Annotated in this window: 19 protein-coding genes and 1 pseudogene; 6 read left to right on the plus strand and 14 right to left on the minus strand. The window is 62.6% G+C overall.

Going from position 1 to position 22,297, the window contains the following annotated elements:
• The first annotated feature begins 265 nt into the window (after positions 1–265).
• The 5 genes from Q8R61_RS02465 to Q8R61_RS02485 all read left to right on the plus strand — a co-directional run bounded on the left by Q8R61_RS02465 (position 266) and on the right by Q8R61_RS02485 (position 4,160).
• On the plus strand, positions 266–604 hold the full coding sequence (locus tag Q8R61_RS02465) for a TusE/DsrC/DsvC family sulfur relay protein (protein WP_305533849.1): 339 nt from the start codon (positions 266–268) through the stop codon (positions 602–604).
• A gap of 104 nt (positions 605–708) precedes the next feature.
• Complete coding sequence (locus tag Q8R61_RS02470; RefSeq protein WP_305533850.1) at positions 709–1,101, plus strand: BON domain-containing protein; 393 nt, start codon at positions 709–711, stop codon at positions 1,099–1,101.
• Between the two features lie 20 nt (positions 1,102–1,121).
• Positions 1,122–1,673, plus strand: a complete 552-nt coding sequence (locus Q8R61_RS02475; RefSeq protein WP_305533852.1) for a hypothetical protein — start codon at positions 1,122–1,124, stop codon at positions 1,671–1,673.
• Between the two features lie 468 nt (positions 1,674–2,141).
• Positions 2,142–3,425 (plus strand): sorbosone dehydrogenase family protein, encoded by a 1,284-nt coding sequence (locus tag Q8R61_RS02480; protein ID WP_305533899.1) that lies wholly within the window; start codon positions 2,142–2,144, stop codon positions 3,423–3,425.
• A gap of 114 nt (positions 3,426–3,539) precedes the next feature.
• Complete coding sequence (locus Q8R61_RS02485; protein WP_305533854.1) at positions 3,540–4,160, plus strand: alternative oxidase; 621 nt, start codon at positions 3,540–3,542, stop codon at positions 4,158–4,160.
• Positions 4,161–4,262: 102 nt separating this feature from the next.
• Here Q8R61_RS02485 and Q8R61_RS02490 read toward each other — a convergent pair whose 3' ends face one another.
• The 9 genes and pseudogenes from Q8R61_RS02490 to Q8R61_RS14925 all read right to left on the minus strand — a co-directional run bounded on the left by Q8R61_RS02490 (position 4,263) and on the right by Q8R61_RS14925 (position 16,302).
• Positions 4,263–5,312, minus strand: a complete 1,050-nt coding sequence (locus Q8R61_RS02490) for a DMT family transporter (protein ID WP_305533855.1) — start codon at positions 5,310–5,312, stop codon at positions 4,263–4,265.
• A 25-nt stretch (positions 5,313–5,337) separates the two neighbouring features.
• On the minus strand, positions 5,338–5,730 hold the full coding sequence (locus tag Q8R61_RS02495) for a hypothetical protein (protein ID WP_305533857.1): 393 nt from the start codon (positions 5,728–5,730) through the stop codon (positions 5,338–5,340).
• Between the two features lie 41 nt (positions 5,731–5,771).
• Positions 5,772–8,915 (minus strand): efflux RND transporter permease subunit, encoded by a 3,144-nt coding sequence (locus Q8R61_RS02500; protein ID WP_305533859.1) that lies wholly within the window; start codon positions 8,913–8,915, stop codon positions 5,772–5,774.
• Positions 8,916–8,930: 15 nt separating this feature from the next.
• Entirely contained in the window at positions 8,931–10,484 is a 1,554-nt protein-coding gene (locus Q8R61_RS02505) for an efflux RND transporter periplasmic adaptor subunit (RefSeq protein WP_305533861.1), read from the minus strand.
• Positions 10,481–11,686, minus strand: coding sequence for a TolC family protein (locus Q8R61_RS02510; protein ID WP_305533863.1), 1,206 nt, complete (start codon positions 11,684–11,686; stop codon positions 10,481–10,483). The genes Q8R61_RS02505 and Q8R61_RS02510 overlap by 4 nt, the downstream gene beginning before the upstream one ends.
• A gap of 162 nt (positions 11,687–11,848) precedes the next feature.
• Complete coding sequence (locus Q8R61_RS02515) at positions 11,849–12,211, minus strand: hypothetical protein (RefSeq protein ID WP_305533865.1); 363 nt, start codon at positions 12,209–12,211, stop codon at positions 11,849–11,851.
• Between the two features lie 43 nt (positions 12,212–12,254).
• Positions 12,255–12,887, minus strand: a complete 633-nt coding sequence (locus Q8R61_RS02520) for an anaerobic ribonucleoside-triphosphate reductase activating protein (protein WP_305533867.1) — start codon at positions 12,885–12,887, stop codon at positions 12,255–12,257.
• A gap of 135 nt (positions 12,888–13,022) precedes the next feature.
• Positions 13,023–15,269: pseudogene (locus tag Q8R61_RS02525) on the minus strand (ribonucleoside triphosphate reductase).
• Positions 15,270–15,666: 397 nt separating this feature from the next.
• Positions 15,667–16,302: a PIN domain-containing protein gene (locus Q8R61_RS14925; RefSeq protein ID WP_371133537.1), complete on the minus strand. Its 636-nt coding sequence runs from the start codon at positions 16,300–16,302 to the stop codon at positions 15,667–15,669.
• A 350-nt stretch (positions 16,303–16,652) separates the two neighbouring features.
• Here Q8R61_RS14925 and Q8R61_RS02530 point away from each other — a divergent pair, with 350 nt between their 5' ends.
• On the plus strand, positions 16,653–17,351 hold the full coding sequence (locus Q8R61_RS02530) for a PEP-CTERM sorting domain-containing protein (RefSeq protein WP_305533869.1): 699 nt from the start codon (positions 16,653–16,655) through the stop codon (positions 17,349–17,351).
• A gap of 285 nt (positions 17,352–17,636) precedes the next feature.
• Here the strand turns inward: Q8R61_RS02530 and Q8R61_RS02535 are convergent, their stop codons facing one another.
• From Q8R61_RS02535 to narJ, 5 genes are all read right to left on the minus strand, one after another.
• Positions 17,637–18,833 carry an NnrS family protein gene (locus Q8R61_RS02535; protein ID WP_305533871.1) on the minus strand — a complete coding sequence of 399 codons (1,197 nt, stop codon included), beginning with the start codon at positions 18,831–18,833 and terminating at the stop codon, positions 17,637–17,639.
• A gap of 26 nt (positions 18,834–18,859) precedes the next feature.
• The gene (locus tag Q8R61_RS02540; protein WP_305533873.1) at positions 18,860–19,180 is read right to left on the minus strand and encodes a TusE/DsrC/DsvC family sulfur relay protein; all 321 of its coding nucleotides are present in this window, start codon (positions 19,178–19,180) and stop codon (positions 18,860–18,862) included.
• A 102-nt stretch (positions 19,181–19,282) separates the two neighbouring features.
• Positions 19,283–20,827, minus strand: coding sequence for an NAD(P)/FAD-dependent oxidoreductase (locus Q8R61_RS02545; RefSeq protein WP_305533875.1), 1,545 nt, complete (start codon positions 20,825–20,827; stop codon positions 19,283–19,285).
• Between the two features lie 100 nt (positions 20,828–20,927).
• Positions 20,928–21,614, minus strand: coding sequence for a respiratory nitrate reductase subunit gamma (narI, locus tag Q8R61_RS02550; RefSeq protein WP_305533877.1), 687 nt, complete (start codon positions 21,612–21,614; stop codon positions 20,928–20,930).
• Between the two features lie 27 nt (positions 21,615–21,641).
• Positions 21,642–22,292: a nitrate reductase molybdenum cofactor assembly chaperone gene (narJ, locus tag Q8R61_RS02555; RefSeq protein ID WP_305533879.1), complete on the minus strand. Its 651-nt coding sequence runs from the start codon at positions 22,290–22,292 to the stop codon at positions 21,642–21,644.
• Positions 22,293–22,297 lie beyond the last annotated feature (5 nt).

The raw sequence follows: 22,297 nt of genomic DNA on the forward strand, positions 1-22,297 counted from the left end.
CTCATGGATCGAGCGGCAATGGGCAAAGCCATTTCACACAGACTTCTGTCAGCCCCTTCATCCTAAGCTTTTGCGGCCAGAACAAAACCGGGTTTCGGCATTTTCAGACATGTCTTACACGGAAGTCGGACGACCCCCCGCTGCCAATCACACCCGTCATGGGCATCATTCATCTGTCGTTGGCGATTGGACATATTGCCGCGTAACCGGCCATAGATTGATGGGGTCGAGCTGACATCAGCCCCCTGCCTAACAGGACAAGCACATGAACACGAACCTAAACCCGACTGCCGTGGAGGAACTGAATTTTCTTTTTGATCTGGATGGTTTCTTTATCAACCCAGAGCAATGGGATATCGCGCTGGCGCAGCGCATCGCACATTCCGAGGACATGGGAGAAATGGATGCGTTACAGACGGAGTTGTTACTGACCTTGCGCGATGAGTTCCAGAAATTCGGCGCGGTCACGGCTCTGAGCCATATCTGTCACCTCAACGGTCTGGACGCGGATTGCCTGCATCAGCTGTTCCGTTCCCCGCGCCAGGCATGGCGCATCGCGGGCCTGCCCAATCCGGGTGAAGAAGCCAAAGCGTATCTGGCCTGAACTCAATGTTTAAACCCGTGCTCGGCAGGCTACCTGCCGGTGCCGAACACGAACCACCCTGAACCCAGGATGATTTTTTCAACCCTTTTAATGAGGTTAATCGCATGAAAAAACACATGATTCTCGCTGCCAGCCTGATCTTGACGCCCTATATGGCAATTGCAGCAAACGAGCCCGCAGCAGGCGAAAAGCCCGTGGTGCATGACGGAGACGCCAGCAATACCGGCATCAACAAACGTGACCGGGATGACAAAACCTTGACCCCGATGGATCAGATGAATAACCCGGCTGATTTGAAGATCACCCAGGAGATTCGCCAGGCCCTGATGAAAGGCGATTTTTCCATGGATGCAAAAAACATCAAGGTCATTACCCGCAATGGCACGGTGACCTTACGCGGTCCGGTCAAGACGGCTGCGGAACTGGAACAAATCAGCGTTCTGGTTAAAGCCATGCCGGGCGTCAAGAGCGTCGACAACCAACTGCAAGTGAAATAATTTTTTAAAAGGAAACCATCATGTCTAAAACCGTTATCTGTCTCGCCAATACCGAGGCTCAAGCTGAAACCATCGTTCAACGTTTGAATGAAACCGGTATTCCCACCAGCGACGTGTCCGTGCTGTTTCCGGACAAATCCGGCAGCCGTGATTTTGCGCACGAGCACAACACCAAGGCGCCGGAAGGCACCGCCATCGGTGTTAGCGCAGGAGGTGTAACCGGTGGTGCGCTGGGCCTGCTGGCCGGCATTGGCGCGCTGGCCATTCCGGGCGTGGGTCCGTTCATTGCGGCCGGCCCGATCATGGCAGCACTCAGTGGCGCGGCCGTTGGCGCAGCCATCGGTGGCATCGCCGGCGCCCTGATCGGCATGGGTATTCCTGAAATTGAAGCCAAGCAATACGAAGCCAAAATCAAGGAAGGCAATATCCTCATCTCGGTGCATGCCGAGGATGGTGATGTTGTCGACCGGGTCGAAGCCATCATGAAAGACGCTGGGGCGGCAGACATCACCAGCACCGGTGAAGCCAGTGTGAGCGACGACGAGCGCATGCCCCGCAGCGCGCAGCGTTAAAGCCCTATAACCAGTCGCTTGAGCTCTACTGCTTAAGCGACTGATTTCATTTTATTAACCTGGAGAATCTCATGGGTAAATACCTGATTGCCTGGCTATTAGGCGTACCTGGCGTGATATTGCTTATTTTTTTCTTGTTCTTCTAATCAGTTAATTCATCGCTCTTCAAAGGCGCTTAACGTCATGGCGACAAAGGAGAGCTGCCGTGTTGGCCCAGGCTGCGGTTCATGCTGTTGAGAAATTGCGCCAGCGGCAGCCATTGCATGACTGGCGCGGACGCGGAAGCTGCCGCCACACCGACTCGGCTATTGACCCGGATTCGAGGGAAAGACCATGAGCGTGGCAGGCATGGGAATTGATTCTGATCGTCAACACTCTGGTGTGGGTGTTGTGGCTGTCATGAAGGCCCGTTTTCTCATCACCCTCAATCCAGTACGACTGCGCTTGTCGCCATGGATATTTGGCGTGATGGTCCTGGCACTCACTGCCTGCAGTGAAGTGGCCACGGTGCCGATCTCGGCCGGCACCGGGCCACAGCCTACGTTGCCGCCACCCCAGCAGAGGCTGATTCCGACTGTTCACATCGCGCCCGCCCAGGGCTGGCCGGCCGGTACAACCCCGCTGGCGGCACCGGGTACGCAAGTCGTGGCGTTTGCGGGCGGTCTGGATCATCCGCGCTGGTTGCTTGTGCTGCCCAACGGTGACGTGCTGGTGGCGGAGACTAATGCACCACCCAAGCCCGACGGCGCGAAGGGTATCAAGGGGTGGGTGATGGGCCTGGTCATGAAGCGGGCGGGTGCAGGCGTGCCGAGTGCAAACCGCATCACGCTGTTGCGCGACACCGATGGGGATGGAGTAGCGGACCTGCGTTCGGTCTTGCTGGCAGGATTGAACTCACCGTTTGGCATGGCCCTGGTCGGCAACAACCTCTACGTGGCCAACTCCGACGCCGTACTGCGCTTTCCTTACGTTGCGGGTGACACTCGCATCACCGCGCCTGGGATCAAGGTGGTCGATCTGCCGGCGGGTCCGATCAATCACCACTGGACCAAGAATCTCATTGCCAGCCCGGACGGAAGCAAGCTCTATGTGACGGTAGGCTCGAACAGCAACGTGGCCGAACGCGGCATGGCGGTGGAGGCGGAACGCGCAGCCATTTGGGAGGTGGATATTCAGCGCGCTACGCATCGCATCTTTGCCTCCGGCCTGCGCAACCCGAATGGGCTGGCCTGGGAACCTGCAAGCGGCGCATTGTGGACCGTGGTGAACGAGCGCGATGAGCTCGGCAGCGACCTGGTACCCGACTACCTGACCTCGGTGCGCGACGGCGCCTTCTATGGCTGGCCCTACAGCTATTACGGCCAGCATGTCGACACACGGGTGAAGCCGCAGCGGCCAGAATGGGTGGCCCAGGCGATTGCACCGGACTACGCCCTAGGGTCGCACGTCGCCCCGTTGGGCCTGGCGTCTTCCACCGGCACCACGCTGCCGGCCGTCTTCGCCAATGGCATGTTCATCGGCCAGCACGGCTCGTGGAACCGCCGGCCGCATAGCGGCTACAAGGTGATTTTCGTGCCTTTTGAAAATGGCAAACCTGCGGGTCCGCCCACCGATGTGCTGGCCGGCTTTCTCAGTGAGGACGGCAATGCCTACGGCCGCCCGGTCGGCGTGGCGCTCGACATGCAGGGCGCGCTGCTGGTCGCAGACGATGTGGGCAATGTGGTCTGGCGCGTGAGCGCGGGGCCGCGCTGATACGCGTCTGCCTCTAGTCCGGCACCCGTGGCCCCATTCGTCATTGCACTGAGCAGCTCGTGCAATGGCAGAGGGATCAATGTACCGAATAGAGGATAGAGCGAGGATAAGAAAATGCCGGTTACCCCTCAGCTTGATCGACACCACGAACCGCGGAATTTATCTGACCGGATTGCCTATGCTCTCGTTGTATTGCTGCGGTTCTTCGCCGACACTTTTTTTGCCCGTCGGTATGGCCATCGCGCGGTTGTGCTGGAAACGGTTGCTGCCGTGCCGGGCATGGTTGGCGGTGCGCTGCAACATTTGCAGTCTCTGCGTCGAATCGAAGCCGATTACGGCAGGATTCGCTTACTCCTGGACGAAGCGGAGAATGAACGCATGCACTTGATGACATTCATCCACATTGCCGAGCCCACCACGCTTGAGCACCTGCTGATCCGGATCGCACAGGGGGTCTTCTTCAACCTTTATTTTTTGCTTTACCTGATTTCGCCCACGATCGCGCACCGTTTCGTGGGCTATCTGGAGGAAGAAGCGGTCCACAGCTACACCGAGTATCTGGAGAGGGTGAACAACGGCTTCCACGCCAATGTTCCGGCGCCCCGGATTGCGATTGATTACTGGAAACTCGCGCCCGACGCACGGCTGGCCGATGTCATCGTCGCGGTCCGTGCAGATGAGATACGCCACCGCGAAGTCAATCACGCACTTGCTGATACCTTGGTTGGCTCCTGATCAGTGACTGCCAGCATCCCCACAAGTGATGCATAGTCACTGGCAGCTCCCGGACAGATCCTTGAGCCCACTCAGACATTAAAGGACTGCGCAGGCCGGGGTTCAATGCCCATGGCGGTGATGGAGGTCCGGAAAGTGGGGATGTTTATGGGTCAGGACCGCATGCCTGTGCGGATGGCTGTGCGGCTCGCTGCCATCCCAGTCGAAATCGTGCGCGTGCTGGTGATGCGCGTCGTGAACGTGGGGATGGGTGTGCTCCAGCGGTTCATGCGTGTGCGCATGCTCGTGACGCTCGGTCAGATGCAGCCAAACCCCTATCCCCATCAGGCAGGCGGCGACCCAGAACGGCGCAGGCGTCGCTTCGCCCAGCAGCAGAATGGCGATGGCGGCACCGATGAAGGGTGCGGTGGAGAAATAGGCGCCGGTGCGGGCGGTGCCGAGACCGCGCAGCGCCAGCACGAAGAGCACCAGGCTCAGGCCGTAGCCGGCGAGGCCGACCGCCATGGCTGCGCCCGCGGCGGGCCAGGCGGGCAGGGATGCGCCCAGTAACAAGGCGAGGCTGGTGTTGACGGCGCCGGCCGTCCAGCCTTTGGCCCCGGCGATGAACAGCGCGTCCGAGCCGGACACGTGGCGCGTCAGGTTGTTGTCGATTGCCCAGCACAGACAGGCGGCGGCGATGGCCAAGAGGCCGATCCAATCCTGTGGCGGACTGGTCGCGGTGGGCCACGCGAGCGCCACCCCACCGGCAACGATCAGCAGCATGCCCAGCACGATGCGGCGATCGACGTTTTCCCTGAACACCACCCAGGCCAGCACCGCCGTGAAGACGGATTCGAGATTGAGCAGCAGCGAAGCCGGACCGGCATCGGTGCGGGTGAGACCGAACACCAGCAGCACCGGCCCCAGCAAGCCGCCAAAGATGATGGCGCCGGCCAGCCAGCGCCATTCGCCGGGCGCGAGCCCGCTCGGCTTCCAGCCGCGATCCCGCACCAGGCGGATTGCGGCCAGCCCGAGGCCGCTGCCCAGATACAGCAGGCCAGCGAGCAGCAGCGGCGACAGCTCGCCGACCAGCAGCTTGACCAGCGGCGTGCTGGCGCCGAACAGCGCGGCGGCGGCCAGCGCCGGCCAGATGGCCGAGCGTGGAGTGCTCACGGCTAAGGGCCTCGACGCCGCGGGCTTACTTCAGGTTGAATGTGGCCTTGGCCGGCGGCTTGCCGGGCAGGGTGGTGGTGAGCACCACGCGCACGCCGACGCCGACCTTGAATGTGCCCTTGGCGACCAGGCGGTTGTCGCCGGCCGGTTCCAGCTTGACCGCGGTCTTCTCGTTGCCGGCGTAGATCACGGCTTCCGCCGTCGCGCCCTGGGTCGGGACCGGCTTGTCGTGGTCGCTGACATACAGGATCAGCGAATCCGGCTTGGCCACCAGTTCGTAGGCGATGTTCTTGACCTCGCGCACCACGCCGCCGTACTTCGGCCCATGGTCATGGCCGGCACCGGCGAAGGCGGGGGCCACATTGAGGGTCGCAGCAAGCGACGCTGCTGCGAACAGGGTGAGGATGGACGACTTCATGGGTGATTCCTTTTTCAGTTGGTAAATCAGGTTTGCGAAACTCAAACGGGATTGATGCCTTCGACGGCACGGCGGTGCGGTGTGTCGCCATTTTCCAGCAGTTTGTTGATTGCGCCGAAGCGCAGGTAAAGCGCCGGCACGACGATCATGTTCAACAGCGTCGAGCTCAACAGGCCGCACAGGATGACCACCGCCATCGGCGCCTGGATTTCGCTGCCCGGTTGGCCAGCCGCGAGCACCAGCGGCACCAGCGCCAGGCCGGTGGCGAGCGCGGTCATCAGGATCGGCACCAGCCGCTCCTCGGCGCCGCGCTTCACGGCTTCGGCCGCGTCGCGTACGCCTTCGTGCTCCACCAGGTGGTGGATGTGCGAGATCATCATCACCCCGTTTCGCGTGGCGATGCCGAACAGCGTGATGAAGCCGATGATCGACGCCACCGACAGCACGCCACCGGCGGCGAATACGCCGATCACCCCGCCGATCATCGCCAGCGGCAGATTGAGCATGACCAGCAGTGCATCGCGCGCGGTGCCGAAGGCGATGAACAGCAGCAGGAAGATGCCCACCGTCACCGCCACGCCCAGCACCAGCAGCGTGCGCGAAGCCGCTTCTGCGCTCTCGAACTGTCCGCCGTATTCGATGTGATAGCCGGCAGGCAGTTCCACGTTCGCTGCCACCTGCGTGCGAATGTCGGCCACCACGCTGGCGAGATCGCGCCCGGCGACGTTGGCCATCACCACCATCTTGCGCTGCACGTTCTCGCGGCTGATGGAATAGGGCGCGCGGTCGTTGCGGATGTCAGCCAGTGCCGACAAGGGCAGACGCGCGCCGTCGGCGGTGGTGATGAGGGTGGCCCGCACCGCATCGATGTTTGCCCGCGTCGACGGATCGAAGCGCAGCACCAGATCGAAGCTCGCCTGCCCCTGCTGCACGCGGTTCACCGGCAGGCCGGAGAAGGCCGTCTCGATCGCTTCCGACACCTCGCGAATGCTGAGCCCATGCTGCGCCAGCGCATCGCGGCGGAAGCGGATGGTGAGGAAGGGGATGTCGGTCTGCTGTTCGTCGGTGACATCGACCGCGCCCGGCACGTCCTGGGCGATGCCCTTGACCTGCTGGGTCAGCCGGCGCAGTTCGTCGAGGTCCGGCCCGAAGATCTTCACCGCGATGTTCGAGCGGCTGCCCGACAGCATGTGGTCGATACGGTGCGAGATCGGCTGGCCGACGACAATCTGGGTGCCGGGCACGCTGGCGAAATCCTCGCGCAGCGCGGCGAGAAAGTCTTCCTTGCTGCGTTCGCCCATCTTCAGCGTCACCTCCATTTCCGAGGCCGACACGTCCATGGCATGCGGGTCGCCCTCGGCGCGGCCGGTGCGGCGGGCAGTGGCCACCACCTCGGGATGCGACAGCAGGATGTTCTCCACCATCCGGCCGAGGCGGTCGGATTCCTCCAGCGCCGTGCCGGGCAGTGTGGCCATGCCCACCGTGAGCGTGCCTTCGTTGAAGTCAGGCAGGAAAGCGCGGCCGGAAAAGCCCAGCGCGACCAGCGCGACCATCAGTGTTGCGACACTGATGCCGGCGACAGCCTTCCAGCGCACGATGGTCGCGTCCAGCATGCGCCGGTAGCCCGCCTTGAGGCGGTGGAGGATGCGCGGCTCGATGCTTTCGCGCACCGTCTTCGAGTTCGGCAGCAGCAGCGCCGCCAGCACCGGGGTCACCGTGATCGCCACCACCAGTGAGGCGGCCAGCGACACCACATAGGCCAGACCCAGCGGCGCCATCAGCCGCCCCTCGACGCCGGAGAGGAAGAACAGCGGCAGGAACACCAGGATGATGATCAGCGTGGCGAACACGATCGAGCCCTGGATCTCGCGCGTCGCCTCGTATACCAGATGCAGCGTGTTGGTCCGCTGCGCCGGTTCCCTGGCGCCATTTTCGCGCACGCGGCGCACGATGTTCTCGACCACGATGATGGCGTCGTCCACCAATGCGCCCAGCGCGATGGCCATGCCGCCCAGTGTCATGGTGTTGATGGTGGCGCCGAGCGCCTTCATCGTCAGGATCGCCGCCACCAGCGACAGCGGAATCGCCACCAGACTGATCGCCGTGGCCCGCGCCGAAAGCAGGAAGGCGAAGACGATGATCACCACCAGGATCGCGCCTTCGATCAAGGCCTTGTTCAGGTTGTTGATGGAGACGCGGATGAAGTCGGCCTGGCGGAAGATGTGGCGCTCGATCTTCATGCCCTTGGGCAACCCGGACTGGATTTCCTCCAGCGTGGCGTCGAGGCGGTCGGTCAGGTCGAGCGTGTTGGCGCCAGGCTGCTTCTGGATGCCCAGCACGACCGCCGGCTTGCCGTTGTGCGAACCGGTGCCGCGCGTGGGCGCGGTGCCGATGTCCACCTCCGCCACGTGCCGCACCAGGACCGCCTGGCCGTTGCGCCTGGCCACGACAGTTTCGGCGATGTCGTTCAGCACTTCGATGCGCCCCAGTCCCTGGATCAGATATTCCTGGCCGCCTTCGACCATGAAGCCGGCCGAGGTGTTCTGATTGGCGTCGCGCAGGGCGCGGGCCACCTCGTCCACGGTCAGGCCGTACGCCGCCATCCGCTCCGGATTGAGCGTCACCTGGAACTGCTGGGTGTCGCCGCCGATGGGCAGCACCTCGGCCACGCCGGGCACCGCCAGCACGCGGCGCTTGATGACCTGCTCGGCGGTGTTCCTGAGTTCCATGCCGCTATGGCGGTCGGACGCCAGGGCGATGAACAGGATCTCGCCCATGATCGACGCCGCCGGCGCCATGGCGGGCGCCGGGATGTCCGCCGGCAGCGACGCACGGGCGAGCTGCAGGCGTTCGGCCACCACCTGGCGGGCGAGATACAGGTCGGTGCCCCACTCGAATTCCACCGTCACCACCGACAAGCCGATCTTGGTGGATGAGCGCACCCGGCGCACGTCTGGCGCGCCGTTCAGTGCCGTCTCGATGGGGAAGGTGACGAGGGCTTCCACGTCGGTCGGCGCCATGCCGTGGGCCTCGGTGACCACCGTCACGCTCGGCGCGGTGAGGTCGGGGAAGACGTCCACCGGCGTTTGAGCGGCCTGCCATCCGCCCCAGGCCAGCAGCAGCACGCCTGCGATGACGACGAAAAGTTTATTGCGTAGCGACCACGCGATGATGTGTCCGATCATGATGTCAGTCCCCGATCAATGCGCATGGCCGTGGCCGATTTGCGCAGTGCCGGTGGACGCCAGCTTGACCAGATAGGCCCCGCGCGAGACCACGCGCTGACCTGGTGTGAGGCCATCCAGCACTTCCACCCAGTCGCCCTCGCGCGCGCCCAGTCGAACCTGCCGCCGCTCGAAGGATTCGCCGCCGGTCTGCACGTACACCACGGCCATGCCGCCTTCGTCAAGCACGCTCGATGCCGGGATCGCCAGCGCATCGCGCGCGCCACCGGCAAACACCTGCGCCTGCACCGCCATGCCGATGGGCAGGGGACGGTCGGCTGCGGTGAACTCGAACACCACCGGCACGGTGCGGGTGACGGCATCCACCACGCCGCCGACGGCAATCAGTCGCCCGTTCTTGCCGGGGATGATTTCGATGCTACGTTCATCGCCGGCCACGCGGAAGGCGGCGCCGGTCGGGCTGGCCAGACGCGCCGCGTCGGATTCCGCAACGCGCAGTTCCAGCCATAGTTTGTTACGGTCGGCGATGTGGAACAGCAGCGCGCCTTCCTGGGCGAACGCCCCGGGCGACACGCGCACGTCCGCGATCGTCCCGGCCACCGGCGCGCGGATCGGGATGCCGCCGCCGGCGCCACCGTATTGACCCAGTCGCTGCTGCGCGGCGCTCAGTTCGGCCCGTGCCGAGGCGGCAGCGGCGCGCGCAGCGAGCAGCCGTTTCTCCGGCACCGCTTCGTCGCGATAGAGGCTTTCCATGCGCGCCGATTCCTGGCTTGCCAGATCGTGTTCAAGCCGTGCCTTGCTTGCCGCCGCGCGCAGGGTCGCGAGATCGGTGTCGCCGCCCATGCGCGGCACCAGATAGGCGAGCAGCTGGCCTTTTTTCACCTGCTGGCCCAGACGCGGGAAGGCACCTGCGGCTTGCACCTGTCCCGCGGCCGCGGCGGTGAGTTGGGCCTCGCCGTCCGGGCGGGCGCGCAGGACACCGGTTGCATTGACTGCCGTACGGATCGGACGCGTGACGACTTCACTTGTGGCGAAATCCACCTTCCACTGCTGTTCCTTGGTGAAGCCGATACCTTCGTCATCGTGCGGCGCCGGCTCGGCCTCGGCGGCCTTGCGGTCGGGATACACCGTGAACGGGCCGAGTTCATGCGTCGCGCTGAATTCAGGGGTGACGACCTCGATCGTCAGATCGCGATCCCCCGCATGTTTCGGCATGGCTTCGGGGCGGAAGATGCCGGGCTGGCTGGGACCGTCCACACTGAAAACCTCGTCGGGCTGGTCGCCTCCCGACAACCGGACCGTGACCTTGCCGGCGGTCAGCGCCCTGAAGTCGGACAGCGTGGTCAGGTGCGCAGCAAAGGCGGATTTCTCGCCGGCCACCAGTTGCGGAAACTCGACGAACAGCTCGGTGCGGTCAGTGAAATGGGTGAGCTTTTCGCCGCCGGCGCCGTGGTCGTGGGCGTCCTCGGCAGCCGCCTCGGTGGAAGCATGGCTGTCGGTTGCCTTGTCGCCGCAGGCGGCAAGCGTCAGTGCGGTTGCAAGCAAAAGTGCAAAGTTCAGGGGATTCATTCGGTGCTCCCGGTCAACAGGTCGTATTCAATGCGGGCATCGCGTGCCCGCTTTTCAAGTTCAAGTGCGGTGGTTTCCGTTTCCAGCGTGCCGCGGTAGGCGTCGAGCAATTCCAGCAGGCTGGATTCGCCGCCTTGATAGGCGGCTTCCGCGATGCGCAGCAATTCCGGCGAAGCCGCAATCGCATGGCCGCGATAGTCGATTGCGGTTGTGCGCAGGCCTTCGGCCTGTCGGTAGAGGCCACGCAGCTCGCCCTCGGCGCGTTGCTTCGCCAGGCGGTATTCAGCGCGCGCCTGCAGGGCTTCTGCTGCCGCGCGCTGCTGACCGGCCTGCTGGCGGTCGAACACCGGCATTGGAACGGAAAGTGAAAGCGCCATGCCCTTGTCCTGGGTGCTGCCGTTATCCACATATTTGGGTCCGATGCCCACGGTCACCGCCGGAATGCCCCCGCGCTTGGCGGCACGTCCCTCCAGATCGGCCGCCTCGGCGCGACGCAAAAGCGCCTGCATGTCGGGACGCTGATCGAGGCTGGCCAATACTGTTTCGAGCGGAGCTGGGGCCGAAGGCAATAATTCGCCTTTCAGGAGGGTGACATCGGGTGCGCCGGTGAGCGCCACCAGGCGCGCCTGGGATCGATCCAGTTCGGCGCGTTCGGCCGCCAACCGGGCTTCCGCCGTCTGGCGTTCGCGTGCAAGACGGCGCCGGTCATAACCGGAAGCCTCGCCCGCGCGGGCCAGCTTGCCAACCATGCCTTCGACCCTGGCGAAGCGCTGCGTCCAGGTTTCGGCCGCACGGATGGTCTCCTGCCGAAACAGGACTTCATGGAAACTGCGGCGGATTTGGGCAGCTATTTCGAGTTGCCGTGCAGCGTTGCCGGCGGTGACGGACGCCACCCGGCGGCTGGCTGCTTCGCGATGCAGTCCACGGCGCCCGGATACGTCGAAGGCTTGCTCGAGCATCCAGCTTTGTTCGACCGAGTCCGGCGAGCCCTTGATACTGTCCCGGCTGTAGCTCAGGGTGGGATTGGGGAACAGGCCGGCGGCAAGGACATCGGCCTCGGCAGCTTGCACCGCACCGCGCTCAAGATCGGCGAGATCGGTGCGGGCCAGACCCAGGCGCACCGCCTCGGTCTCGGTCAGCGGGGTTTGTGCCCACACGGCCAACGGCAGCGCGAGCAGACATACGGATAGCGTGAATCGCATGCTTATTCCTCGTGATGAATCAATGGAACGAAGAACACCGGCGTGCGATTGCAGGAGGCGGCACGAAGCCGCAATGAAACAAGCGCTCGCCGGTCAGGCGCGCGCTGTCCTAATTGAGCGCACGCCGGTCAGGCGCGCGTTGCTCTCATGGTGCGCACGCCTTCAGGTGCGCGCGAGCGGGGGACGGTCGAGAAGCGGGGGGATGCGGGAGAAAAAGACTTCGGGCGGATGCGGGAGCGGTCCGCCCGAAAGGCACAGCCCGAGCGACAGGCCGGATTCCATGATGATGGAGGAAAAGACCGGGTGGCAGTGGTTGCCATGCTGCCCGTCCTCGCTGGAGTGCTTGCCCGTGTCGCCGGCGGCGTCGTGATCCGACGGCCCATGCCCGTGATGGTCGTGGTCGTGGGCATGAACGCCAAGCGCCGCCACGTTCTCGCCCATGTGCCCATGCAGGCTGGCCGCCGCTGCCCAGGCGAACTGGAGCGGGATGACGAGCATGATGATCAGGGCAATGAAGCGGCGCATGGCCCGGATTCTACACAGTTGGGCGCAACCGCCAAGGGGTGGTTCATACCTTGGCGCCACGTCTGTACTGAACCAGCGTTGCATCCGCGCAGCCCTGGCTACGGAATGCCTGGATGACGTGGCGCGTCACGCCGTGCGCCGACAGGTTCTGCGCCAGGCGCGCGACGTCGGCGTCGTCCAGCAGGGCCGGATGCACGGTGGTGCGGATTTCATGGGCGACGCCCGAGGCCAGCACGGCTTCGAGGCTGGCCAACGCAGGGGCGCCGCTGCCGGCGACGCCGGTGATGCGCGCGTAATCGGCGAACGGCGCTTTGGCGTCCAGCCCCACCCAGTCCACCAGCGGCAGCACCTCGGCGAGCCGATGCGGATAGGCGCCGCCGGTATGCAGACCGATCTTGAACCCGAGTGCACGCACTTCGCGCATCGCGTCGGCCAGGTCGGGCTGCAGCGTCGGCTCGCCGCCAGAAAACACCACGCTGTCGAGCAGGCCCTGGCGCCGGCGCAGAAAGGCCATCACGTCGTCCCAGTGGATTTCGCTGTCGCCGCGCGGGGGTATCAGGTGCGGATTGTGGCAATAGCCGCAGCGCCACGGGCAACCCTGGCAGAACACCACCGCGGCCAGCATGCCTGGCCAGTCGGTGGTGGAGAGCGGGGTCAGGCCGCCGACGCGGAGCATGGTTTTTTACCGTGCGCGAACAACACATCGTCGTCATGCCGGCGAATACCCCGAAGGGCACAAACGCCGGCATCCAGTCTAATCACTGGATTCCGGGTCGCAGCCCGGAATGACGCATTGATGTGCATCACAGGGTCAATTCGAGCAACGCCCTTCGACGAAAAAGCGCCGCTCGCGGTGCTCGCTCTTCTTGCCCTTGTTGAAGCTCGTCACCGGGCGGTGGTAGCCCATCACACGGGTCCACACTTCGCAGCGGGTGCGCTCCTCGTCTTTCAGCGTCAGCGGGGCCTGGGTCGGTACGGCCATGTCGTTCATGTCGATCTCCTTAGGTTATGCGGCAACAGCGCGCTTGCGGGACAGGGCTTCCTCGTCGCACGCGGGGCAGAACTCGTGCTCGCCGGCGAGGTAGCCGTGTTTTGGACAGATGGAAAAGGTGGGCGTAATGGTGATGTAGGGCAGGCGGAAGCGCGTCAGCGCGCGGCGCACCAGATTCTTGCAGGCCTCAGCCGACGAGATGTGTTCCGACATATAGAGGTGCAGCACCGTGCCGCCAGTGTACTTCCGCTGCAGATCGTCCTGCCGTTCCAGCGCCTCGAACGCGTCGTCGGTGAAGCCCACCGGCAGCTGCGACGAGTTGGTGTAGTAGGGCGCATCTTCGGTGCCCGCCTGCAGGATGCCGGGATAGCGCTTGGCGTCCTCCTTGGCGAAGCGGTAGGTGGTGCCCTCGGCCGGCGTGGCTTCCAGGTTGTACATATGGCCGGTCTCTTCCTGGTACGCGGCAATGCGGCCGCGGATGTGGTCGAGCAGGCGCACCGCAAACGCGTGGCCCCATTCGGTGGTGATGTCGTGCTGGTCGCCCGTGAAGTTGCGGATCATCTCGTTGACGCCGTTGACGCCGATGGTCGAGAAGTGGTTGCGCAGCGTGCCGAGATAGCGCTTGGTGTAGGGAAACAGGCCGTTGTCCATCAGGCGCTGGATTTCCTTGCGCTTGATCTCCAGGCCGTTGCGTCCCATGTCGAGCAGCGCGTCCAGCCGCCGCAATAGTGCAGCTTCGTCGCCTCGGTATTCATGGCCGAGGCGCGCGCAGTTGACCGTCATCACGCCGACCGAGCCGGTCTGCTCGGCCGAGCCGAACAGGCCGTTGCCGCGTTTGAGCAATTCACGCAGGTCAAGCTGCAGGCGGCAGCACATCGAGCGGATGTGGTTCGGCTTCATTTCCGAATTGATGAAGTTCTGGAAGTAGGGCAGGCCATAGCGCGCGGTCATCGCGAACAGGCGCTCGGCGTTTTCAGATTCCCACGGGAAGTCCGGCGTCATGTTGTAGGTGGGGATAGGGAAAGTGAACACGCGACCCTTGGCGTCGCCGGTGGTCATCACCTCGATGTAGGCGCGGTTGATCATGTCCATCTCGACCTGCAGTTCGCCGTAGGTGAATGGCATTTCCACGCCACCGACCACCGGCACCTGCTCGCGCAGATCCTCCGGGCAGGTCCAGTCGAAGGTGAGGTTGGTGAACGGCGTCTGGGTGCCCCAGCGCGAGGGCACGTTGAGGTTGTAGATCAGTTCCTGGATGCACTGCTTGACCGCGTCGTAGCTCATCGCGTCGTTACGGATGAACGGTGCCATGTAAGTGTCGAACGACGAGAACGCCTGCGCGCCGGCCCATTCGTTTTGCAGCGTGCCGAGGAAGTTGACGATCTGGCCGACCGCACTCGACATGTGCTTGGGTGGCCCCGCCTCGACCTTGCCCGGCACACCATTGAGGCCTTCGTGCAAGAGCGTGCGCAGCGACCAGCCGGCGCAGTAGCCCGCCAGCATGTCGAGGTCGTGGACGTGCAGCGAGCCGTCGCGATGCGCCTCGCCGAGTTCGGGCGGGTAGACGTGGTTGAGCCAGTAGTTGGCCACCACCTTGCCCGACACGTTGAGGATCAGACCGCCCAGACTGTAGCCCTGGTTGGCATTGGCGTTGACGCGCCAGTCCTGCTGCGAAAGGTATTCGTTGACCGAGGCTTCCACGTCGACCAGCGTCTTGCGGTCCTCGCGCAGTGTCTTGTGGTGTTCGCGGTAGGCGATGTAGGCGCGCGCAGTGGCCAGATGGTTGGCGGCAATCAGGCTCTGCTCGACGATGTCCTGGATGCGCTCGATGTCGGGCGGCGCGCCGCGCAAGCTGTGGATCAGCACCTTCGTCACCTGGGCGGTCAGCAAATCCGCTTCCGCCTCGCCAAATTCGCCGGTGGCCTGTCCCGCGCGCCGCAGCGCCGAGCGGATCTTGCCGGCGTCGAAAGCCATCCTGCTGCCGTCGCGCTTGATCACCTCGCGCGGCAGCATCGTCAGCACCGTCTCCATCCCTGCATCCGCCATCACCGCCTCCAGAATCAACATATTGTGTTTGTTACAGACTCACAATACGACATGTTGATAAAAGGTCAAGGTAATTTTCAGATGTTATTGTCCTGTTACACCGTCAATTTTGGCCTCGACCAATGCATCAAATCTTGGGAAGAAGCGGTGGGATTGGGAACATCATCCACGGGCGGTGCATTCCGAGCCGTAATCAACCGGAAACGATTGGCTCCTGTGGGTGTGAAGCGGAAATTCTGGTGGTTTATGGAGAACGTCTTATGCTCGGCCAAAGACGACAACGGCCTTTCGATTGACTGCGTCCGCTGTACTCTCAAGACCGGTCGTTGGGTCGACCCTCGATCCTGTACGTCCGCTTTACTCAGTTGGGACAGCAGAAAACGACCCGAAACGGTCAAACGATCACTCTTAATTGGGCCTATCTTGCATAACCTGCAATGCAGTCGCCGCACATCCATTCTCCGTCATCATAGATACCCCCAGACATGTCCTTTCTCTGGTGGCACCATCCACATTCGGAAAGAATTCGGCTGTCGTGATCGTGAGATTCCGTGGGTTCTCGATAGCCTGCCTGTTTGGATGGCAGTTGGCTTGGGTCAGCAGGTTTAGCGAAACAACCGCAGTTAGTACACCAACGGCCGCCGTGGTGTTCTATTGTGCTTGCCTTTCCACATCGAGCACAGACGACTTCTTCTGTTGTAGGAGCTTGGGCTAGTGGTTGGTGAACCAATTCATCAAGACTAGCGATGCGCCTGCATTTCAGCCCACTCTTGTTTAGGTGGGATAGTAAAGGGTCAAAGCCCTTGTCTCCTGAGAGAACAAAGCACTCTGTTTGTGATGCTGACTCTATGGTTCGACCAAGCTGAAACGCAATATGGAAATCCAAGGCATTCTTGCCTGTTCCCTCAATTTTGTGAAAATCTACACGGCTGAAGCGGTGGGCTGTGGCTTTGATTCTTTGATGCTCTTGGAGGGTTCTGTAGGGCCCCAACAAAAATGATGGCACGGTATGAGTCATCCAAAATAGATAGGTCAATTTTTTGGATGTTCTCATAGTCTACGAGGACCAATTTCTGGTTCATGCAGTGTTAGCCATTGGTGATAAAGGTAAACATTATGCCGTACAGCACGAACGATCCAGAACGTCCGTTTTTGGCTGGGAGGGTGAATTCGCAGGCAGTCCAGTAAGCCGCCGTTCACCGCAACAACATTTTTGGTAACGGCCGCTTAGGCGCGCGAGGCTGCCAGGGTGCTCCCGGCCAGTTTCAGACATACGAAAATATGCCCAATAGCAGGCATTTGCACAGAACTCAGAGCGATTGTCGGAATTCTTTACGTTTCCCGCACACAAAAATTAAATATGAAATTATTCCTTTTTACATTCATGGCGTTATATATTTAGGCATGATCGTTGCTCTAATCTCAGCAAGACTATCCAAACAAACTGAAATGCAAAAAATGCCGCCAACAACTATGTTGTTAACAAAATTTAAATCCCACATTATTTTTTCGTCCATTTCTCTAGCTTCACTATTTTCTGGCTACGCATATAGCACACCAATTTTGGATCAATCTTTTTCGCCTTCAAGAAGTTATCAAATTTCATTTGGCGGAATGGGAGCAGTGCTCTGGCAAAGTTTCACTCCGGGTATCACAGGCATATTAGATGGTGCGGACGTACTCCTTCTAAAGAGACCACCATCCGCAGGAAGCCACAATTTGATTGTTTCAATCCGGGATTCTACTTTTAACAATGTGTTGGGAATCGCTCAACTGACCCCCCAACAAGTTTATGGCGCAACAGGAGATACAGTCGATTCTGGTTCTCCTCCCGGTTGGCTAGGGACATTCATTCATATGGACTTTGCGCTTGACCATATCCAAATGGTGGCAGGCCAATCTTATTTTCTGACCGTGAATGACGGATTTAACTGGATGGGAAGCTGGTCAGGTGGTTATGTTGGTGGGCGAGCGCATTCAGATGCAAATGCAGATTTTGGATTCAGAACTTATGTAACTACGGTCCCCGAGCCCGGGACAGAGTGGCTGCTCGGAATTGGCCTGCTGGGCTTGATGGGGCTGGCGCGGCATAAAACAGCTTAATTGATTTTGCTCACGATAACGGCGACCGATCGGTCGCCGTTATCGTTGCTAGGTTTATTCTCTGAAAGTCTGCTTCCGTCTGGCATGAAGGGCCGGTCAGGGTCGGCTGCCGTCCTTCGCTGCTGACGAAAGCGGCTATTCAGGCAGCGTACTCCCTAAACGTCGGCAACCTGCGCGACACCGGTCATTCAGCTGAGGCGACGCCACCGGCCGCAAAGGCCGAACAAGAGACTGTCGCACTCCCAAAGTTGCACTTCCGCTTGTGGGCATATCAGGCCATTCAATTTAACCCGGTTTGCCGTCGACCCGCGGACGCAGCAGGATGGGCGTGTAGATCGCGGCGAACAGACCAAACGCGACGATCCACAGCACGCCGGCGATGACCATGCCGGACACATACAGGCCGGGGAAAAGCAAGGGCTGCGCGACGCGGATCAGCGCGGCGAGGTTGACCGCGACGAAGGCCCAGGTCATCAGCGGCGGCGACTCCAGCATGCGGCCGCTGTGACCGAGCGAAACGCGCGCCATCATGCCCAGGGTTAGCACGCCGATGCCGCCGGCGGTGAAGGCATGCAGCGCGCTGCCGGCCGCGGCCCCCATGCCGGCGGCCGACAGGGCGAGCAGCGCGAAGCCGACGGCAATCCAGGCGTAGCCCAGGTGCAGGATCCATAACAGCGGCACTGACCAGTATTTGTTCGTGTACCAGCCCGCCAGGCGGACCGTATGCACGACCGCTGCCAGCGCCGCGAGCAACGCGGTGACGAGCGAAACCGGTGCGACCAGGACGGCGATCAGCGCGGCGATCGTGGATGCCGGCACCAGGATCTCGATCGCTTTCCAGCGCCGTGCGCGGGTGCGCAGCTTGTTGTCGGTGAAGCTGGGAATCACCCGGCCGCCCATCACGGTCATCATCGCGACGATGACGTAGGTCGCCAGATGCAGGCCCAGGCTGCCACCGGCGGCGATCCACCCCAGCGATCCCGCATGTACCAGCCCATTGGCCGCGGCCAGCACCAGCAGCATGATTGGGAAGGGGTAGTTGTGCAGTTGCCTGGCCCGGAGGACGGGCAGCGCGAGCGCGATGGCCAGCACCGGCAGGAAGGCGAAGTCGATGACCGCGATCATGAGCGGCGGCAGCAGCGGAAACAGAAAGACCAGCCGCCCCGCCAGCCACAGCAGGAACAGCGCAGCCAGCGGCGGGCCGGACGGGGTGGGGATGCCGGTCCAGTTCTGCGCCGCGGTGAGCAGGAAGCCGGCGATCACCGCGACGGCAAAGCCGAACAGCATTTCGTGCCCGTGCCAGACAAAGATCGACATTCCGCCCACGGACAGGCTGCCGCGCAGCACCAGCAGCCACAGCACCATCATCAGCACGGCATAGAGGCCGGCGGACAGGAAGAAGGGGCGAAAGCCGAGCGCAAAAGGCGCCCAGCCGGTGAGTGGCGGGCGTTGCTTCAGGTCTTCGATGGGGAGCAGGGCCATGTGGGGCTCCGTTCAGTGGGCGAGGGTCAACCCGTGCTCCAGGCACGTGGGCGACGCATGCCGGCGATCTTGCAGGCCTGTTTCACGTAGCCATAGGGGTAGAGCTCGAACAGCTTCTTCTGCGCGTCGCGGCCGTAGCGTTCGCCCAGGTGCTTGATAACGAAGCGGGCATCGGCGATGACCTGGTGCTCATCGAAGTAGTCACGCATGAAGCGGATCGTGAACCAGTGGTCGTCGCTGAGCTCGATGTTCTCTTCCCGGGCCAGAGCCTGGGCAATGTCATCGTTCCAGTTTTCGGGCTCGGTCAGATAGCCTTCCGCGTCGCGTTCGGGCATGTCAGTCGCCATGGTTTCGTTCTCCTTGCCGTGCCTGTCTTAAAGATTCATTCTTGTTGAATCTTTGCATGTTACGCCGCTGCGATCAAGTCTCGTGCCTGATCGCACCGCCCATCAGGTGCCGCCGCCGTGAAACTCGACCCCGGGCTGGCGTTCAGGCAGCGCTTCCACCAGCAGTTCGCGCCGCGAAATGGCCAGGGCCTCGACGCTGGCCTCGTTCAGGTAGGACTTGGCGTCGGTTACCGCGGCGGCCAGCAGTTCGGCTGCCAGCGCATCAGTCTCGCGGCCGAGCGACTTGGCCAGGGCGCGCAGTTCGATGCAGGGTTCCGGCGGCAGCCGGATTTCAAGCGGCTTGCCGGCACCCGCCGGCGCCGGCTCGATCGGAGTGGTGGGCTCGTTCAGCACCCGGCTCATCACGCTGGCGATGCCGGACGCGGCCGACGGCGACGCCCCGGTAGGCTGCAGTCGGATTTTGTTGACGAAATACTTTTCGAAATCGACCTTGGCCTGGTGCACCCAGCGGCCCTGGCGCATCCAGTTGATGTCGCGCAGCGGCACCTGCGGTTCCGACAGATAGGTGGCGCCGGTGCTGCCCATGTCCGACAGCCACTTGGCGCGCTGTTTCACATGGCTGGTCAGCGGCGCATCGCCGAGGTGGGCGAGGATGTTCTGCACCGCGATTTCGCCGGCTTTCGAAATGGAATAGACCGAGTCGGGCGCGCCTACCGGCACCGGCGTCTTCACCACAGTCGGCTGCGCCACGCAGGCGCCCAGCGCAAACACGTTGGGGTAGCCGGGGTTGCGCAGGTATTCGTCCACCACCACCAGGCCGCGGTCGTTGACGAGGCCGGTTGCGGTACGCACCCCCGGCACGCCGCCAAAGGCCGGCCAATACATCGCATAGGCATACGGCAGCCTGTGGGTCTGGTTGACGTTGCCGGCAGGATTGAGCTCGACCACCTCGATGCTGCCCTTGTCGACGCGGGTGGTCAGGGCGTTGCAGATCACGCTGATCTTGGTGTCGACCAGCGCGGCCGTCACAGCGCCACGGCTGGCGCCTTCGCTGCCGAGGCCGAGATGACCGGGCCAGGGTTCGGGCGTCACCAGCGTGATCGTCACGCGCTCACGGATATTGCGCCGCTTAAGATCGGCATCGATCAGGAAGGCGTATTCGTACAGCGGTCCCAGCACGCTGGCGCCGGGTGCCGCGCCCACCACGATGGGGCCGGGCTTTCGTACGAATTCGCGGTAGGCCGCCAGCGCTTTTTCGGCCTGGTCGACATGGACCACCGAATGGGTGTGCTCGGCCATGCCGGGCACGTCGTCGTTCATGCCGGTGGCGCCGGTGGCGATCAGCAGCACGTCATAGAACAGCACGTCGCCGTTTTCCAGATCGACCTGGATGACATCGGGCTGAATACGCTTGACCGCGCTGTGGATGAACTTGATGCCGCGCGATTCGAGATACGGCCCGATCGGGAAGGCAATGTCGGACCGCTCACGCCAGCCCATGGCCACCCACGGATTGGATGGCACGAAGTGGAAATAGGGCTTGTCCGACACCACCGTCACTTCGTCGCGCGGGCCCAGCTTGGATTTCAGGGCATAGGCCGCGGTCACGCCCGCGATGCCGGCCCCAAGGATGACAACATGCGTCATTTCAATCTCCTTATTCGGTTTGGGCTTAGCCTTCGCCCCCTCGCCCCTCGAGGGAGAGGGTTGGGGAGAGGGGGGAAGCCAATTCACGTGCGAAACGTATTCACCCCCGCGGACGCACCAGTTGCCAGGCGCGCGTCACGTAGGTCGTTGCAGCAAAGCCGCTCCACACATGCACCAGCCGCGAGAACGGGAACAGCACGAACAGCGTCATGCCAAACAGCAGGTGGATCCTGTAGATGGCATCCACCCCGACGATGAATTCCGCCGCGCCGCCGCGAAAGGTCACGATATGCTGCGCCCAGGCGCCGAGCGCCAGCATCACGCCGCCTTCCTTGTGCTGCAGCGAGTAGAAAATGGAAATCAGGCCGAGCAGCAGAGTCACCAGAATCCACAGCAGGATGAAGATGTCCATCGGCTTGCTGGTGGCGCGGATGCGCGCATCACACAGCCGGCGACACAGCAGGATTAGGATGCCCGCCAGGCAGATCAGTCCCGCGAGGCCGCCTGAGATGATCGCCAGCATCTGCTTGTTGGGCGTGGACAGGCCGAACGCCTCATAGACCTGGTGTGGCGTCAGCAGTCCCGCGGCATGGCCGAAGAACAGGAACAGGATGCCGATGTGAAACAGATTGCTACCCAGGCGCAGCTGCCGAAGCCGCAGCATCTGAGATGAATCGCTCTTCCAGCTGTACTGCTCGCGGTCGAAGCGGATCAGGCTGCCCAGAAAGAAGATCGCCAGCGCGATGTAGGGGTAGATGCCAAACAGGAAATTGTGCAGATGGGACATGTCAGATCCTCCTGGAATAAAAGGCGGTCAGGCGGCGGCCTGGCGGCGTGAAACCGGCATCTGCACCACCTGCGGGCCGGGCTTGAGCAGAGGCTCGATGCCGTCGGCCGTGGGGCCGAACATTTCCATCGCCTCGTCCATGTCGCGCACCGGCGGCTCGGCCAGTTCCTGCGCTGCAACCGGCGACAGTGCTTCCAGCACCTGGAAGGCGGTGGCGTAGGGACTGCCGTTGCCGTCGAGCTTGCGGCCGATGGTGGCCAGTACGTGCACGGCATCGCCCAGCAGGGCGAGCGCCTCCTCGGCCGGCAGCAGCGACAGGAATTCGAGGAACAGCGGCACGTAGTCCGGCAGCTCGCTGGACGATGCATCGAAGTCGTACTTCCAGTACTCGTTCAGCAGGTCGATCATCGCCGAGCCGCGGTCGCGCGATTCGCCGTGGATGTGCTCGAACAGGTGCAGCGAATGCGAGGGGTTGCGGTCGAAGGTGGCAACGTAGTTTTCCTGCAGCGCGATCAGGCGGGTGTCGCGCAGCTGCGCGAACAGCGGCGCCATGCGGGTGTGCGCATCGCCGTTGAAATCCGCCTCGGACGCCAGCGCGTCCTCCATTTCGGGCAACGCCGCCAGCCAGTCGGATTCCGGATACATCAGCAGCAGGGACAGGACTTTGAAGGTTTTCATCATGA

Source organism: Thiobacillus sp. (genome assembly GCF_030696885.1).
In the GTDB taxonomy this organism is placed as follows: Bacteria; Pseudomonadota; Gammaproteobacteria; order Burkholderiales; family Thiobacillaceae; genus Thiobacillus.